At 56.7% G+C, this 14,854-nt stretch carries 27 protein-coding genes; 13 read left to right on the top strand and 14 right to left on the bottom strand.

The genetic code is table 11. The features are described from left to right. Positions 1 to 138 precede the first annotated feature (138 nt). From HV782_RS13805 to HV782_RS13750, 12 genes are all read right to left on the bottom strand, one after another. Positions 139 to 720 (bottom strand): DUF642 domain-containing protein, encoded by a 582-nt coding sequence (locus tag HV782_RS13805; RefSeq protein WP_186745696.1) that lies wholly within the window; start codon positions 718 to 720, stop codon positions 139 to 141. A gap of 133 nt (positions 721 to 853) precedes the next feature. Then, entirely contained in the window at positions 854 to 1,177 is a 324-nt protein-coding gene (locus tag HV782_RS13800; RefSeq protein WP_186745698.1) for a hypothetical protein, read from the bottom strand. 16 nt (positions 1,178 to 1,193) lie between these two features. Next, complete coding sequence (locus HV782_RS13795; RefSeq protein WP_186745701.1) at positions 1,194 to 1,370, bottom strand: zinc finger domain-containing protein; 177 nt, start codon at positions 1,368 to 1,370, stop codon at positions 1,194 to 1,196. A 469-nt stretch (positions 1,371 to 1,839) separates the two neighbouring features. Then, entirely contained in the window at positions 1,840 to 2,385 is a 546-nt protein-coding gene (locus tag HV782_RS13790; protein ID WP_186745703.1) for a hypothetical protein, read from the bottom strand. Further along, positions 2,382 to 2,993, bottom strand: a complete 612-nt coding sequence (locus HV782_RS13785; protein ID WP_186745705.1) for a recombination protein NinG — start codon at positions 2,991 to 2,993, stop codon at positions 2,382 to 2,384. Before HV782_RS13785 ends, HV782_RS13790 begins: the two co-directional genes overlap by 4 nt. Further along, the gene (locus HV782_RS13780; RefSeq protein WP_186745708.1) at positions 2,993 to 3,394 is read right to left on the bottom strand and encodes a recombination protein NinB; all 402 of its coding nucleotides are present in this window, start codon (positions 3,392 to 3,394) and stop codon (positions 2,993 to 2,995) included. The genes HV782_RS13785 and HV782_RS13780 overlap by 1 nt, the downstream gene beginning before the upstream one ends. After that, positions 3,391 to 3,714 carry a hypothetical protein gene (locus HV782_RS13775; protein ID WP_186745710.1) on the bottom strand — a complete coding sequence of 108 codons (324 nt, stop codon included), beginning with the start codon at positions 3,712 to 3,714 and terminating at the stop codon, positions 3,391 to 3,393. Before HV782_RS13775 ends, HV782_RS13780 begins: the two co-directional genes overlap by 4 nt. Then, on the bottom strand, positions 3,711 to 4,508 hold the full coding sequence (locus tag HV782_RS13770; RefSeq protein WP_186745712.1) for a hypothetical protein: 798 nt from the start codon (positions 4,506 to 4,508) through the stop codon (positions 3,711 to 3,713). Before HV782_RS13770 ends, HV782_RS13775 begins: the two co-directional genes overlap by 4 nt. Continuing rightward, positions 4,495 to 5,466, bottom strand: a complete 972-nt coding sequence (locus tag HV782_RS13765) for an SIR2 family protein (protein ID WP_186745714.1) — start codon at positions 5,464 to 5,466, stop codon at positions 4,495 to 4,497. The genes HV782_RS13770 and HV782_RS13765 overlap by 14 nt, the downstream gene beginning before the upstream one ends. A 1-nt stretch (position 5,467) precedes the next feature. Further along, positions 5,468 to 6,280: a Rha family transcriptional regulator gene (locus HV782_RS13760; protein WP_186745717.1), complete on the bottom strand. Its 813-nt coding sequence runs from the start codon at positions 6,278 to 6,280 to the stop codon at positions 5,468 to 5,470. A 65-nt stretch (positions 6,281 to 6,345) separates the two neighbouring features. Next, positions 6,346 to 6,963, bottom strand: a complete 618-nt coding sequence (locus tag HV782_RS13755) for a DUF8585 domain-containing protein (protein ID WP_186745719.1) — start codon at positions 6,961 to 6,963, stop codon at positions 6,346 to 6,348. A gap of 54 nt (positions 6,964 to 7,017) precedes the next feature. Then, positions 7,018 to 7,233: a YdaS family helix-turn-helix protein gene (locus HV782_RS13750; protein WP_098963812.1), complete on the bottom strand. Its 216-nt coding sequence runs from the start codon at positions 7,231 to 7,233 to the stop codon at positions 7,018 to 7,020. An 87-nt stretch (positions 7,234 to 7,320) separates the two neighbouring features. On the opposite strand from HV782_RS13750, the gene HV782_RS13745 reads away from it, so the two are divergent. From HV782_RS13745 to HV782_RS13735, 3 genes are all read left to right on the top strand, one after another. Beyond that, complete coding sequence (locus HV782_RS13745) at positions 7,321 to 8,052, top strand: XRE family transcriptional regulator (protein ID WP_186745722.1); 732 nt, start codon at positions 7,321 to 7,323, stop codon at positions 8,050 to 8,052. A 412-nt stretch (positions 8,053 to 8,464) separates the two neighbouring features. Further along, positions 8,465 to 8,848, top strand: coding sequence for a hypothetical protein (locus HV782_RS13740; protein WP_186745875.1), 384 nt, complete (start codon positions 8,465 to 8,467; stop codon positions 8,846 to 8,848). Positions 8,849 to 8,955: 107 nt separating this feature from the next. Continuing rightward, positions 8,956 to 9,366 carry a superinfection immunity protein gene (locus HV782_RS13735; protein WP_225931077.1) on the top strand — a complete coding sequence of 137 codons (411 nt, stop codon included), beginning with the start codon at positions 8,956 to 8,958 and terminating at the stop codon, positions 9,364 to 9,366. A gap of 218 nt (positions 9,367 to 9,584) precedes the next feature. Here HV782_RS13735 and HV782_RS13730 read toward each other — a convergent pair whose 3' ends face one another. After that, positions 9,585 to 10,034 (bottom strand): hypothetical protein, encoded by a 450-nt coding sequence (locus HV782_RS13730; RefSeq protein WP_186745724.1) that lies wholly within the window; start codon positions 10,032 to 10,034, stop codon positions 9,585 to 9,587. 51 nt (positions 10,035 to 10,085) lie between these two features. On the opposite strand from HV782_RS13730, the gene HV782_RS13725 reads away from it, so the two are divergent. From HV782_RS13725 to HV782_RS13705, 5 genes are all read left to right on the top strand, one after another. Then, complete coding sequence (locus tag HV782_RS13725; RefSeq protein WP_186745726.1) at positions 10,086 to 10,358, top strand: hypothetical protein; 273 nt, start codon at positions 10,086 to 10,088, stop codon at positions 10,356 to 10,358. Between the two features lie 366 nt (positions 10,359 to 10,724). Then, positions 10,725 to 11,153 (top strand): hypothetical protein, encoded by a 429-nt coding sequence (locus tag HV782_RS13720; protein WP_186745728.1) that lies wholly within the window; start codon positions 10,725 to 10,727, stop codon positions 11,151 to 11,153. A 206-nt stretch (positions 11,154 to 11,359) separates the two neighbouring features. Further along, entirely contained in the window at positions 11,360 to 11,596 is a 237-nt protein-coding gene (locus tag HV782_RS13715) for a hypothetical protein (RefSeq protein WP_186745730.1), read from the top strand. Next, positions 11,593 to 11,826, top strand: a complete 234-nt coding sequence (locus HV782_RS13710) for a hypothetical protein (protein ID WP_186745732.1) — start codon at positions 11,593 to 11,595, stop codon at positions 11,824 to 11,826. The genes HV782_RS13715 and HV782_RS13710 overlap by 4 nt, the downstream gene beginning before the upstream one ends. Continuing rightward, complete coding sequence (locus HV782_RS13705; RefSeq protein WP_186745734.1) at positions 11,823 to 12,023, top strand: hypothetical protein; 201 nt, start codon at positions 11,823 to 11,825, stop codon at positions 12,021 to 12,023. The genes HV782_RS13710 and HV782_RS13705 overlap by 4 nt, the downstream gene beginning before the upstream one ends. Here the strand turns inward: HV782_RS13705 and HV782_RS13700 are convergent. Beyond that, positions 12,020 to 12,283: a hypothetical protein gene (locus HV782_RS13700; protein WP_186745737.1), complete on the bottom strand. Its 264-nt coding sequence runs from the start codon at positions 12,281 to 12,283 to the stop codon at positions 12,020 to 12,022. The two genes, HV782_RS13705 and HV782_RS13700, sit on opposite strands and share 4 nt — an antisense overlap. A gap of 109 nt (positions 12,284 to 12,392) precedes the next feature. Here HV782_RS13700 and HV782_RS13695 point away from each other — a divergent pair, with 109 nt between their 5' ends. The 5 genes from HV782_RS13695 to HV782_RS13675 are packed head-to-tail and all read left to right on the top strand — an operon-like array spanning position 12,393 to position 14,798. Next, a complete protein-coding gene (locus HV782_RS13695; RefSeq protein WP_186745877.1) occupies positions 12,393 to 12,539 on the top strand; it encodes a hypothetical protein in 147 nt (48 codons plus the stop codon). Positions 12,540 to 12,550: 11 nt separating this feature from the next. Next, a complete protein-coding gene (locus tag HV782_RS13690) occupies positions 12,551 to 13,417 on the top strand; it encodes an ATP-binding protein (RefSeq protein WP_186745739.1) in 867 nt (288 codons plus the stop codon). A gap of 32 nt (positions 13,418 to 13,449) precedes the next feature. Beyond that, positions 13,450 to 14,085, top strand: coding sequence for a 3'-5' exonuclease (locus tag HV782_RS13685; RefSeq protein WP_225931076.1), 636 nt, complete (start codon positions 13,450 to 13,452; stop codon positions 14,083 to 14,085). Between the two features lie 9 nt (positions 14,086 to 14,094). Further along, positions 14,095 to 14,337, top strand: coding sequence for a hypothetical protein (locus HV782_RS13680; protein ID WP_186745743.1), 243 nt, complete (start codon positions 14,095 to 14,097; stop codon positions 14,335 to 14,337). Further along, entirely contained in the window at positions 14,334 to 14,798 is a 465-nt protein-coding gene (locus tag HV782_RS13675) for a hypothetical protein (RefSeq protein WP_186745745.1), read from the top strand. The genes HV782_RS13680 and HV782_RS13675 overlap by 4 nt, the downstream gene beginning before the upstream one ends. Positions 14,799 to 14,854: the final 56 nt, after the last annotated feature.

The raw sequence follows: 14,854 nt of genomic DNA, 5'->3' as shown, positions 1-14,854 counted from the left end.
ATTTGTGCAGGCTTAACCTGCGAGGTTGGATAGCTCCAGCTGCACACTTGCACGAAGCGAATGGGTACGCGGGAGCCGAAAAAGTAAGGACCTCGGCGAGTGCCGAGGTCACAGCCCTACTTAGGCCAGCAGAACAAGTTAGAGCGGAACAACACTGACCTTGTCGATGAAGGCAAAGTGAGCATTTGGGTCTTGATCGTTCCAGAAGCTCAGAGTGGTTTGAGGTGTGGTTGCAGTGAAATCGTAGGTCTTGGTTTCCCAGACGGTTGCATCACTGGTCGCAACTGGAGTGTCGAAGCTAGTCGTTTGTCCGGCCACTTTGACGTTGATGATGCCGTTGCCACTGCGATTCACATACTTGGAGTTGCCTGCGCTGAAGGTCAAGCGATAGCGGGCACCAACAACAGTGTTGATGTTTTGTTGAATGCCGCCGCCATTGAGATAGGTGTAATTAGCGAGGTCAACGCTCATCGCACCGTCAGCGGCCGCGGAGCTGCCGATCGCAGCTCTGACGTTCATGTATTCAACGCCAGACAGAAAGGTCGTCCAGCCATTGATGAAGTCGGCTTGAGCCGGAGTATTCAGGATGCAATCGTTGCTGCAGCCAGGGGCTTCAAAGCTGCCGTTCACTACCATTTCTGCGCCGAAAGCGGCACTACCCGATGCCAACAAGGCAGCAGCCATCGCAACCGGAGCAAAACTGTTTTTGATTACTTTCATGCTTGTACCTATAGAGTCGAATGATCGTTCGCGGAGATTTCCGCTTTCATGTCGCTCAGAGGCGATCTCTAGAGGCTCCTGACCTTCTGTTTTTTGATGCTGAGAAAAAGCCGTAGAAACGCCCTTTTACGCCTTACGGCAATAGATCGTAGGTCACGTAAGCTGTACCGCCGCCGTTTTGCGTCATTGCTACCCACAAGCCTTGACCGGCAGGAATGGTCACAGAGAACGGAAGAGTGGAAGAACCGCCAACGGCGGACAAGATAACGGGCACGTTGGTCACCCAGCGCCCTTCCGGAATGGTCGTGCCGGTACTAATAAATCCGTTCCCGACGGGGCTGATCATCGTCGCTGTCCGAACTACAGCGCCATTGACGTTCTGTGCCGGAGTGAAAATTGCCTCAGCGTAGCTGGTTGCCACCGATTTGAAACGGCTGCCGATTTGTACTGGTTCCATTTTTTACCTATTGAGTCTAATGATTATTCGCGGAGGATTCCGCTCTCATGTCGCTCAAAGGCGATCGCTCGAGGCTCACGGCCTTCACATGATTCAACGTCCCGCATCGGGAACATTTGATCTGGAGCTCTGTAAACCCACCCGTACGGGCGAGAAGTCTTTTGCAGTTACCGCATCTGAATTCTTTCAACATCCGCAAATTCCTTTTGCATTGTCTTTTTGGCGAGCAATAAAAAGCCCCGCACTTGGCGAGGCTTAGAAAAATACGTAGCGATTATGTCGATCGAGCGAACGAGTTCCACTCTTCAATGGCGTCATCGGCCGCCGACTTATGCTTCCGAATTGCGTCCTGCTGCTCCTCTACGAAGTCAGTTATGCACGTTTCGTATTCCTCAACATCAGCCTGAAATTGGTCACGCTCGTACTGGTCTTGAAACTCGTACGGCACACCTGGCTGGTTGCAGTCATGCGAGGGCTCGGTTAGGTCGGCGAACGCCAATGGCGAGAGCAACATTCCGAGAAGTAAGAGAGTTCGCATCGTCCTTTGCCCCACATGAAAAAGCCCGACTTCATGCCGGGCTTTACTGTGCAACCTCAACGCGCAAGATCGACAGGATAGGTAAATACTCTCTCACTTTCTCACTCATTGCAATGGCTTTTTGCTACGCCGCACAACTTTCGATTAAGCCTTCCGCATCAAGCAGTTCCTGAGCGGCAGTGAGAGCCTCGTTCACCTGATCATCCAGCGCCTTGCGGATCGACGAGCGCCACCGGTACCGGGTCGATTCCGGCTTGCCGTCGTTGCCCCAGTTGGTGATGTCGTACCAGGCTGCCGGCAGCACTGCGGCGGAGCGCTTGCCCTTGGCACCGGCAACTTGCGGAATAGCCCAGGTCAGCACGGCACACTCCCGGAATCGTTTCGGCGCCGGCGTCTTCACAAAGTTCAGCAACTCCAGAATCGCGCCGTGCTTTCGTTCCTCATGCGTCGAGTACTTCGCTACAAGTGCCCGCCAGTGCGCAGGGGTCAACGCTTTGTGCAGCCGACCGAACACCCAGCAGTCCTGGAGAAACGCCGCCTCCTTGCCGACGATCTCCCCCTTCTGCTTGGCGCATTGCACCTTGGGCTCAAAGTCGCAGCCGCCGGCGGAAGTGATTGTCTCGGCCGCGAGGGCTCGAACTACTGCTGAAACAACGTTGCGATAGGTCATGCGGCCTTCTCCTTTAGCTTTCTGGTCTTCGCTCGATATTCGGCCTTGATGGCCTTGATCTCTTCCACGGTGTACTTGCAGGCCGGGTGTAGACCTTCCAGCCAAGTGACCTTTTCGGCGCCGATACGCTGCACCAACCGGATGCGGTACTGGACCGCGTTGCCGGACAGGTTGCGGTTGCACCTGACGCACTGGCGGTGGATGTTCAGTGGCTCGAAACGCAGCTCTGGGCAGGCGCCGACGGATCGGTAGTGCCCAGCGTCCCAACGGCTGCCGGTGATCAGGTCGTTGTCGTTCGGCATTGAGTCGCAGCTGATGCACGGCAGGTGCGCGTCACGCAGACGGACGTACTCGTTGACAGCGGCCTGGGCTTCGCGCAGGTGGTCAGCCCTGGTTTTCAGTTTCTCTTTTCGGACTTTGATCTCGGCTCGCCCAATTTGGGCCAACGCTTTGCCGGCCTTCGCCTGATTGACGTCCTTGATGGCCAGACCGCACTTGTACCCGCATACCGCCTGCCCGAGTCGCTGCGGGACGAATGAGTCCCCGCACGCTGGGTTCTTGCACTTCTTCGGCTTGGGCGCCTTCGATTCCTTGATGGCTACGCGCATCAGTAGCGCCCTCCCCACTTGTCCTGCTCCGTCCAACGAACGTCATGCTCGGCGCCGAAGGCATGCATCAGCTCGAATAGATCGCTGAACCACTTCTGGGATTGCTTGCGGGTCGATACGGCCATCACGACAAAGCCACCGTCGAGGCCTGGCTCCGCGCGCTGTTTCTCCAGAGAGGCACTGAAAAGGCACTTCCAGTCCTCACTGGTCAGTTTCTTGCCGTGCCAGACAACCTGCTCGGAAACGTCCTTGAGCATTGCCCACATCTTGCGGTTGCAGACGTCCGGGCGCTTCTCGTCGCGGATCACCACCACCTTCGGCTTGCTCAGGTCGATCGCGTGCAGGACGCCGGCCAAGCGGTTTACGTCGCGCTGGTCGCGGATTGTGTATTCAGGATTCATGGCTGCACCGCCTTGCTCATGGCGGCGTCGATGGATGCAATGGCCGCTTGGCGCCTTGGGTGCCTGAAGGAAACCTCGTTGTTTTCATCCAGAAGCCCGCGCACCTCGGCTTCGTGCAGAATGAATTCGCGGGCGTCCAGCGCAGCCTTGCGCAGCGCCTCGTTCTCGGCCAACAATTCGAGCGCCACCTCCTCCACGGTTTTCTCCCCGAGAAAGTCCTGCAGTGCCTCCGTGTTGCGCTTCCAGTCTGCACAATCGGTGCGGTACGACGCCGCTTCGGCCCACAGCAGTTTCTGGAGCTGTTGTTTGTCGATGGTCATTGAGCCGCGCTCCTTGCTTCCAATTGTTCGGCCTGCTGAATCAGCAGCGCCCGGCGATCCGCCAGCTCGTTGGCTGCCAAAATTCGCAGTTCTGTTTTTTCCTCGTCCGAGGCTTTGCGCATGGCCAGCATCGAATCCTTCACCGCGGCGATCTTCTCCCGCAGTTTTGGCGAAGGCCGTGCAGCCTCACCGGTTAGCAGCGCAACGACAGCCCGGCCGTCTTCGGTAACCGGCGCGACACTCAAGTCGGCCAGGTACAACTGCCCGCGCTCATGCGGGATCCGTTGCATCTGCACGGCTTTGGTGATTGCCTGCGTGCGGCGGTTGGCGTCGAAGCCGACAGACACATGCCAGTTCACCTCCTTGCCGTCCTCCCGAGCCTGCCCCACCAGTCGTTCGTAAGCGCTGTTGAACGCCATGCGCGCACCGACCTTGTCGCCTGCGTCGAGGACAGGTTTTGCGGCTACCAGCGCGAGCTGGATCTCGTCGGTCAGCACCACGGTTTCAAACTCGTCATTCGTGGTCATGGCGATTGCCCATGCTTCGTCCTTGCCCGGGCGACCGTCAGCAACCTGAACGCGCTGGAGGATGTCAGCCATGGCCAACTTCCCTTTCACTTCGAAGCGGCAAGCCTTAAGCGCGGCCTTCACCACCTGAACCGGGTGGGCACAGAGATCTTCAGCCATGATCGCCGCGGTACCTGGGTTCATTTCCTGACCCATGGCCTCGGCAGTGGCGCAGATTGCTGCAGCGAGCCCGGCAACCTGCTGGTCGTTCATTTCAAAGGTATTCATTGCGCTCTCCCGCTTTGCGCTTGGCCATAACCATTTGCGCGGCCTGTTCGGCAGCAGAGATGTTCGCCTCGGTGCGTTCCATCTGCCGTGCAGTCGTCCCGTTGATGCGCTGCCCGGTCACCCACTGGGTGTGGTAACTCTCGGCGTTGGCCAGCAGCTCGTTGAGGCTGTGGCACTTGCGGAGGACAGCGGCATCGCTGGTTTTCAGGTAGTGCGCAGCGACATGGTGGGCAACATCGACACCGAGGCGGTCGACCAGTTGGCCGAGCTGGCCACCGACCTTCGCGTTCCACACCGGCCAAGTGCTGTAGCGCTTGCGGTAAGCCATGGCGTAGTTCGCCCAGACCTTGAAGGTTTTGCAGGACTGGTCTTTGGGGCCCGGCATGTCAGCGGGAATCTCAACACGTGGCGCATCGGCACGATCAACCACCAGGACCAGATTGCGGGCCGGCTTGTCCGGGCTGCCTTGCAAGTCCTGACTGGTATCCTGATTGGTACCCTGATGATTGGTATCCTGATTTGTCGGAGATTTTTCCGACCCTGGCTCGGATTTTTCTCCGACCTTGCTCGGATTTTTTTCCGAGGTAGATCGGATTTTTTTCCGACCTTCGTTCTTCGGTGGGGTCGGATATTTTTCCGACCCATCCAGTTTCTGGTTCCACTCAATCGCCTTCTCGGTCAGGCGGAACAGCGTGATGTTCGAAGTGCTGGAAAGCTCAATCAAACCCGCCTCTTCTAGGGCCTTCAGCATGCGATAAGCAGTGTCTGGCTTGTCAGTGAGCAGCGGCAGCTCCTCGATGATCTTGGCCTTGCTCAGCGCGAAGAAGATCCCGTCGTCAGTCTTGATTGGCTTTGTCCAGCTTGGGCAGCCATAGACGAAGGCGAACAGCAGGGCCTGCTGAGAATTCAGCCCCCACTCCAGCGCCTTCACCTGATTGATCGTGACGGTGAATTGCATATCAGGCCTTCCCGACCAGTTTGGCTAATTCAGGGAAACGATCCACGTACCAGTGAGGCTGTGTTTCGCGGGGGCATTGAGGGCTGGTGAGGTTCTTGCCGTAGGCCAGCCCCTTGTCAGTAACCGACCAGAAGTCGACCATCTCGTGTTTGGAGTTTTTGCGCTGGAGCTGCTTGAGTAAGCCATGGGCTGCCAGCAGTTTGTTAAAGGCTGGTGCGGACGTGCGCAGGTCGAAGTCTTTGATGAGAGCAGTAACGGCCTTGGTCGGCATGGAGGTGCCGCCAGTTGCATCGGGCGCAGCGTCGACGGCGTAGCCAGGCAGGAACTTGGCATCTAGTCCATTGTTGGCGGCGATCTTTGCCAGCATCATCATCTTGCTTGACGGTGCTGGTTTCAGGAGGCGGTCGAAGCACTCCAGAATGGCGAGCTCGCCGACAATCTTTGAGTTGTTGGCGGGAAGAGCGGCTTGTGCTGCGACAACACGCTCGAGCTCTTGCCAGCGATCCACAAGCTTCGATGTGAACTCCGGCGAGAGCTGAGCGACGATTACGTAGCTGTCACGCTCGCAGATGTTGTAGATACGGGTGGCGCGCGCGCGACCAAGTTTGTCCCTGGACCATTCATCCTCAGATTGAGGATGGACCAACCCGCTAGCGGCCAAGTCCTCAATGGTGCGTTTTACATTGTCGTGGCGCTTGCCGGTGACATTCGCGATTTCGCGGGAAGACATCGTGCTTCGCGACACGTTTTCAGAATTCGAAAAACGTGTCGCGACACTGTTGGGGGTATTGCTTGAAGTAGGTTGGCTATGCATAATCGGCCTCATCAAGTGTTAATGAATTAGCCGGGGCGCAATCCCGGCTTTTTTGTGCCTGCGATTCAGGCAAGCTTCAAATTCGGTTTGTGTTTCGCAAGCAGGGTCTCGGCCTTGCGTCCCAACTCCCCCGCCCTGGCCTCGACCTGACGGCATTGCTCGGCGAACGCCGGCAGGTGAGGAAGGTCCTCTTCGCACATCACCTGATCGTCAAAAACCTCGCTGCCGGTGTCGATCACATCGCCCAGAGCGCGGATCAGCGCACCGAAGCTTTTGTTGGCGCACTGGTCGCTCTGCATCTGGCGTGAGCCGGTCAAGCCGTGGCGGCCAGCCAACTCATTGATGCAGTTATCGCGATACTCGGGCTCCAGAGCATTTACCCAGGACTCCTCCAGCCAAGACGGCATTTCCTGATCACCGGACAGCCAGCGCTGCACACGCTTCAGCCAGCGGCCTGTAGCCTTCACGAATTCGCCAACGTCATTCAGCCGCGCCAACTCATCAAAGTCCGGGACCTTCGCCTGCACGACTTTCGCTGCTGGAACTCGCAGGCAGATCTCCCGGCTCAACTCTTGGGCGAAATCGTCTTGGCTCAAGGCGGTGCGTGCGATCTGGTTTTGAGCGTGCGCGATCAGAACCTGATCACGGGTTTGTGCGGTGTGTCTTGGACTGGACGTTTCCATGGGGACTGCTCTCTTCTAATCTGGCTTCAACGGATTGGCGGACAGGGATGTCGCTTAGGCGGCCATCTCGGCCCAAGGAAACGACGGACACAGCTTTTCTTTTTTGAAAGCACCTTCGGTCAGCGCCTCCGCTCGCTTGGCAATAACCGGAGACATGCCGTGCTTCCCCCGAACCCAGCCGGAAACGGTGCTTTGATCAACCTTGAGCTTTTCGGCGGTGGCCTCCTGGGTGCCGAAGTAGTCAACGAGGCCCTTGTAAATTGCGTTCATGATGCCCCTCCATACGGGAATACCCATATAGTAGGTTATGGGAATACCGATTTGCAAGGGTATGGGAGCGCCCGTAATACTTCGCGGATGGAATTCAAAGACCGACTCAAAACCGCCCGCCGCCACGCCAAGCTCAATCAGACTGAGCTTGCTGAGCGCGCCGGACTCACGCAAACCTCGATCTCCGATTTGGAGAGGGGGAAATCGAAGGCTACCGCCTTCGCAGCTCAGATCGCCTCTGTATGTGGTGTGTCCCCGATGTGGCTGGCTGAAGGTGTCGGTGACATGCTCAAGGGTGTGCCTGATCATCAGGCTGAACGCATCCAGCCCAGCGTGAAACTTGGCACCATCGAAACCTGGGATGACGAAACCCCACTCGATGATGACGAGGTCTACGTCCCCTTCCTTCATGAAGTAGAACTGGCGGCCGGATCTGGCAGGTTTGCGATTGAGGAAAGCGCCAACTCGCGCTTGCGCTTCAACAAGAAGGACCTGCGCCACAACGGCGTTCAGTTCAGCAACGCCAAGTGCGTGAAGGTCGGCGGCAACAGCATGGTGCCGGTTCTGCGTGATGGCGCCACGGTCGGTGTGAACGTGGGGAAAAACTCACTGAGCGATATCGTCGACGGCGAGATGTACGCCATCAACCACAACGGTCAGCTTCGCGTGAAGCAGGTCTACAGGATCCCGATCGGAATCCGCCTGCGCAGCTTCAATCGTGACGAGCATCCGGATGAGGACTACACGTTCCAGCAGATTCAGGAGCAGCAGATATCCATCTTGGGGCATGTGTTCTGGTGGGCGATGTACTCACGCTAATTGACACGTGGCATCCGGCGGAATCAAGCAAAATGGGAAGGAATATGGAAATCAAATTTGCAGACGCCGTAAGATTTTTTGTGACGATTGCGCCCAAAAGCAATTGTTACGTTTGCGGGACAGATCGCTGGGAAATACCTTTCTCGGACATGGATAACGGGCTCTGCTTCCTCTCCCCCACGGGGGCCACTAAGGGAGGGGTTGATATGTACAATCTTAATCTGGAATGCACCAAGTGTGGCGTTTTGAGAGTGCACAGAGCTGAGCACATAAGGGAATGGCTTGACAAAAACCCGGAAGAAGGGCCTAAAAGTTGAGCACATACGAGCGCAAACTCTTTCGGTCGGAACACCTGCCAAATGCGCAATTTGTAAAGGGTGACATCGCTCCAGAAAGAGGCAATACTCGATCAATGAATGACATTACGCGCGAAGAGTTCAACGCAAAGCTTGAGACCATCGAGGTAAAGATGGATGCTCGAGTCGAGTCTGTTTCATCTAAAATTGACTCATTTGTAGCTGTCCAAGCTGAGCGAGATAAAAGAATGGAGGAGATTCTGAATCAGATTTCTTCCAACCATGCAGAAACCAAAGCCAGCATTGGGTCGATGAAGACAACAATGATCGTTACGGCGGTTTCAACTGTTCTCGCCATCGTTATTGGTATAGCAGGATTCAATGCAATGCTCACCTCAAATATGATCGCCTCTTTCCAGATGGGGCGGAGTGAGAAAGCATTAGAGTCTCAGCAATTACAATCCACTGACCCAGCCACACCTTCCACCCTGAAGAAATGAGAAGCCCGGCCCAGCGCCGGGCTTTTTCATCCCCGCCCTCCCCTCCAGCTAATGGTGGCGCACCGCCACGAATGGTAAAATTTCGGCCTAATTGAGGGAGGGATCCAATGAAAATCGTCGGCCTGATTTTGCTCGGGCTTGTTTGCCTGGTCAGCTTCCTAATTGGGAGCGGCACCAACAGTTTCGCCATGATCGCGAGTATCGTGTTCTTTCCGAGCGCGATCGCGCTGTACTTCTACCCGGCAATTTGCGCTGCTGGCGAACACCCCAAGGTCACGCCAATCTTCGCGCTAAACCTCCTCGCCGGCTGGACTTTTATCGGCTGGGTTGCAGCTTTCATCTGGGCACTCAACAAGCCCGCCATTCACACTGTCCCTCCGGTCGAGACCATAGCTTACGCCGAGGATCTTGCTGCCGTTGCCGCGAACAAGGAATGCCCGTTCTGCGCGGAAACCATCAAAGCCGCCGCCAAGAAGTGCCGATACTGTGGCTCTGACTTGGAACAACAGACCGTTTAAATAGCATTAACGTCATCTGAAGCCCGCCAAGTGCGGGCTTTTTTTCGACCAGAAATACGGGAGGAATAATTTTTATGGGAATACCCATTGACACTAAATATGGGAGTACCTATATTTCACCCATCGCAGCGACACACAGCCACTGCGAAGGGCCTCAAGAGACCCGCCGCTCTTTAACAACCAGCGCCATGAACGACTACCCGGCCAGTCCGGTTAGGTCACTCCCGGCTCCATCGGTGGGAGGTCAGTAAACCGATGAACAAAACCGCACTTGCCTCTACCGGCGACCGGCGATCCGACAGGCCCGAAAGCCTGCCAACGCGCAGCCCACTGCGACGGCGGACGAGGTGTTGACCGAACTGAGTGAATGACCTGGTAAGCGGGTGCGGAGAAACACGGAATTTTTCACTGATGCACCTGGTGACGGGTGCATTGGGAAAACAACCGGAGATGTGGAAATGCCAACGAAACGCGGAAGCGAAATTCAGATAGGCGACATGGTTTATCTCGGTCTGGGCAATCGCGCCGGGAAGGTCGTCGATTTCAAGGCGCACCCACGACTTGCTGATTTCAATCCGGGTCTGACGGCGCGGATTGCGGTCACTGATCGCGGCTCGATAACGCTGATCGACCAGCAGCCAATCAGGGTTCCGGAATGAAGATTTCACTGGCTGGCCTTGGCGACAGGGCCAGACGGGAAATCAACCGGAGGCAGCAGCATGCAAATAAACACGCAGAAAACGGTGCAGGTCGACGTGACTGAGTTGCGCACCTGTATGAAGGTTCGTGACCAAGTCTGCGCAACCCTTCACGACGCACAGGGCGAAGAGGTAGGCGTTTACACAGGCTACGTGCCGGATTTCTTCCCGGGTGAGCACTACGGCGATTACCTGATCCTGCACATAGACCTTGAGACAGGCCAGATCAAGAACTGGAAGAAGCCCGCGGCTGCGGACATCGAAAAGATGCTCGCCCAGGTCGATGACGACTGAACAACCAGCGCCACGACAGCCTGTCGTTAACTGCCCGATCCTCTCTATGAGAGCGCATCGGGGTGTGATCTGCGTAGCTCAATGGTAGAGCTACCCCCGACCGGAATAGGGCTGGATGCCCATAGGTTGGAACCGTGGTGGTTGCGGGCTTCGAAACCCGTCGCAGATCACACCCCGATGCGGACGAAACTGCGGCCTATAACCGCCCACCTGCATCAATCCCAGAATCGGTTGTTATCGAGCGCTGGCGAACTGAATACGGCCGTGGAACTCGGCGCCGGAGACGTAACCGGCAGCTCTGCTGACTTGAGATGTTCCAACCGGCATGGTCAAATCAAAGATGGCCTTTTGCTATGGTGATCTCAGTTGAAGCAATATCGCGGATTGATAGTCTTTTTTTCGGCAACGACGTTGCTCTTTATTTTGGCCCAGCTATGGCACACACAATCTGCTCCAGTAGAGAAAAAGGAGGAGCGGGAACGCCAACTCAAGGGTCTTGCGCTCATCATGAGTGCCCAAGCCGGAAAAGTGTCTGACAACTCAACTCGCGTTGACTCTGTAACCTACAGCGATGAGATCATGCGTATCTCTTACACACTTACACAATTTACAAAAAACGAAATCGATCCTGATGAGTTCACCAAGGACGCAAAAGCGCTTGCAGCTTCTGCATTCTGTAATGAAAAAGGTTTAGGACAATTTGTGAAATCAGGCCTTTCCATTGACCTCCTCTACAAGGACTCGACCAGCTCACCGATAGTCGAATTTCAGATAGGCAAGTCCGACTGCCTCTGAAGCCTGTCCGCTGAAGCCTGTCCGCTGAAGCCCGCCTCTCTCGCGGGCTTTTTTCTGCGCATCGAACCGCAATGAGTCTGCGCAGCTAGCCACAATTTTCCCGACCAATCCCGAATGCACTCCCCTCCGCGCCCAACGGCAACCAGCGGAGCGGATGAGTGCATCCGAGTTTTGTTGGATCAACACCCGCCACCACGGAGGCGACCATGGCAACCAGCTATGCAGACAGTGCGCAGGCCCGCGAGTGGGACAGGCGCTACGACGATTGGGGGCGCCCGAAAGCGCCGAAGACTGAAGATTTCCACGACTACGAGGCCGCGGCGCTGAAGCGCATTCAGCTGCAATCTCAAGCCGCGGCGCAGGATGTGATCGACCGCAAGGCCCGAGCCAAGCGTGTCGCAGCCGCTGTCGTCGCCTACGGCGAATTCTGGGGGTTGAAATGAACATCCAGCAGCGAGACCACCAGACAGCGATCACCTGGATCGAGGGCGAGATCAATAACATGATTCGCGACCTTGGCAAACCAAACGCCAGCGCCGCCGCGACTTCCTGCATCACTCTCGCCTACATGCTGCGCGCCATTGATGACGCCGAACACCGGCGGCTCCGTGCGCGCATCGAAGAAATCTACGACTCCTACAACGCTTCGATCACGAAAGGAGCTGCTGCATGATTGCCAATGACACCGTCAACGCGAGCGACTATTCAACTATTGAAATCGAATTTGCTGGAAAGACAAAGGTACTAGCTGAACGTTTGGCGAGCCGACAAGGTTATGGCGGAGCGCCTGAGAAGGCCGGCTGGGTGGCGCCAGGGGTTTGGCTACTTCGCTACAAGTCGCCAAACCCGCTAGGTAAGACTAAGTCTTAACCTTGTTCAATTTTCTTTGCTAAGGCGGTTAGCTCTTTAGCAAATTTACGCAGGTACGCGGGATCTGATGGGAGCTCAATCACGGCGTGAGACTCACCAGCCTGCTCTCCGGCATATTGAAGCCATGCTCGGCTGTGATCCCAAGTGACATAGATACCGGTCGCATGCATACGAAAATCATCACCCTCCTTGTCTTTAGTGCTTACTTTGTAGTCGTCAGGCAGTTTTATAAAGTGTCCGACATGCTGTTTTTTTGCCATTTACCACCTCCACTGTGAATCAGCGCTTATACACCGAATTGGAATCAAAAAAAACAAACCGCCACTAAAAGTGGATTGATGTTTTTTTCCACCTCGAATGAGTATTCCCATGAACACCTCCCCCAGCTTGGCCGCCCAGTTCGACTGGATGACGGTCGGCGCATTCTCGCCCGAGCAGTTCAGCGGCGAGCAGCGCAAAGAGTACGAAGACGAAGCCCGCCGCATTGAACAGCAGTGGGACAACCAACCGAACTGAGGAAAATCGCGATGTTCAAGAAAGCCGAACGCAAGCAGGCCAAGCTACGGCTGGCACTTGCCGGGCCATCTGGATCAGGCAAAACCTACTCCGCTCTTCTGCTGGCACAGGGGATTGGCGGGCGAATCGCGGTGATCGACACCGAGCATGGCAGCGCCTCGCTGTACGCGGACATCGCAGACTTCGACACAGTGGAACTGCATGCGCCCTACTCGCCCGAGCGCTACGTCGAAGCCATCATCGCCGCCGAGCAAGCCGGTTACAGCGTCCTGATCATCGACAGCTACTCCCATGAGTGGACCGGCTCCGGCGGATGCCTGGAGGCGAACGAGAAGCTTGCCCACCAGAAATTCAAAGGCAACACCTGGGCGGCGTGGAACGAGACGACGCCGCGCCACCGCCGGCTGACAGACAAAATCCTGACCAGCTCGCTGCACATCATCTGCACCATGCGGAGCAAGACGGAAACGGTCCAAGGCGAAGGGAAAAAGATCCTCAAGCTGGGCATGAAGTCCGAGCAGCGCGACGGCACCGATTACGAGTTCACCGTCGTGCTTGATCTGACCCACGACGGACACACCGCCATGGCAAGCAAGGATCGGACAAAGCTTTTCGAAGAGCCTGAGCTGATCACTGCAGATACCGGCCGGCGGTTGCTGGCCTGGCTGAACTCGGGTGTCAGCCCTGAAGAGCGCGCCAAGGAGCTGCTGTTGGATGCCTTGGCTGATATCGCCTCAGCAAAGGACATGGCCTCTTTGCAATCGGCATTCAACGCGGCCAAGGCGATTGCCGTCGGCTTCGATGACCTCGTTCAGCAGGTCGTGACGGCCAAAGACAAACGCAAAAACGAACTCTCCCCACAAAGGCAATCAGCATGACCGCATACATCTTCGACAGCGAAACAACCGGCTTGAACGATCCGCACCTGGTAGAAGCTGCCTGGCTGAAACTCAACGACTTGAGCAGTCTCGCTGTCACCGACTCGTTCCTACATCGCTATAAGCCGGGCAAGCCGATTGAGTTGAGCGCGCTCGCCACCAGCCACATCCTCGACGAGGAATTGGCTGATTGCCCACCACACACCGATTTTGCTTTGCCGGAAGACGTCGTTTATCTGATCGGGCACAACGTCGACTACGACTGGCGCGTGATCGGCGAGCCAGATGTGAAACGCATCTGCACCCAGGCCCTGAGCTCGAAGCTGTGGCCCAACGCAGGCAGTCACACGCAGTCGGCGATGATCTACCTGCACTACCGCGCCGAGGCGGCCGGCCTGCTCCGCAACGCCCACGCAGCGCTCGACGACGTGAAGAACTGCCGCCTGCTGCTGGTGAAGATCCTCGATCAGCTCGCGGCTGAGCTCGGCCGGCCGGTCAATGACTGGGAAGAGCTGTGGCAGATTTCCGAGAATGCCCGCATCCCTACGATCATCGGCTTCGGTAAACACAAAGGCACCGCCTTCGCTGACTTGCCGAGCGACTATCGGCGCTGGCTTTTGAATCAGCCGGACCTCGACCCATTTGTTCGAAAAGCGCTTTCGCGCTGATGGTGAGTCATGATCAGCCTCAACCTCAACGCAGTTCGTGCAAAGCAGACTGAGTCGGATGAAATCGCCGCTGCGATGGCCGACTTCTGGGCGCGGCCCGGCGGCACCTTCAAGGAGCTGCCGCCGGTTCGGATGAAGCCAAGGCCTTCGCGGCGCAACTGGGTAGACCCTGAAACGGTCCTCAAGCGGCGCCCGAAGCCGATATCGGCAGCAGACCGCAAGGCTCTGCGCAAAATGGTGGACGCGATATGAAGTCGAAACGCAAACCCAACAACGGTTTCGCCCGGGCCGAACGCAGTTGCCGGGCTCTGCTGCGTACCAACCACGTCGCGGTGGTGAACATCGACCCCAGCGGTAGCCAAATCATGGCGAACTGGAAGAGTTGCCGGCAGATCCGGAGTCTGGCAATCGCCAACGCGATCTTCGATTTCTCCTACCGCTGGACGATCTACATCGGTGCCATGTGTCGCGACGAGCGCGGCGCCGAGTACATCAAGTCGGTGGAGATCTCGCCAGAGGGCATCTACAAGGTCGAGCGCCTGACGGATGCCATTGAGCATTACTACCTAGAGCTGCGCAACAGCGCGAACCCGAATCATCTGGTCGCGTCGGGCTGGATTGCCATTCCGGACGAGATCTCGATGGATGAAGCCCAAGCAGCGAAGCTGTTCTACGCCGCCGGCGCCTGGCATCAGGTGAAGGTAGCAGCGTGAGACGCTCCAGACCCCAACAACGCAAACGACAGACCTGGCTGGACTTGCCGGCCAGC

Source organism: Pseudomonas monsensis (assembly GCF_014268495.2).
Lineage (GTDB): Bacteria > Pseudomonadota > Gammaproteobacteria > Pseudomonadales > Pseudomonadaceae > Aquipseudomonas > Aquipseudomonas monsensis.
The sequence above is the reverse complement of the archived record's forward strand: the minus strand, read 5'-3'. Positions and strand labels throughout refer to the sequence as shown.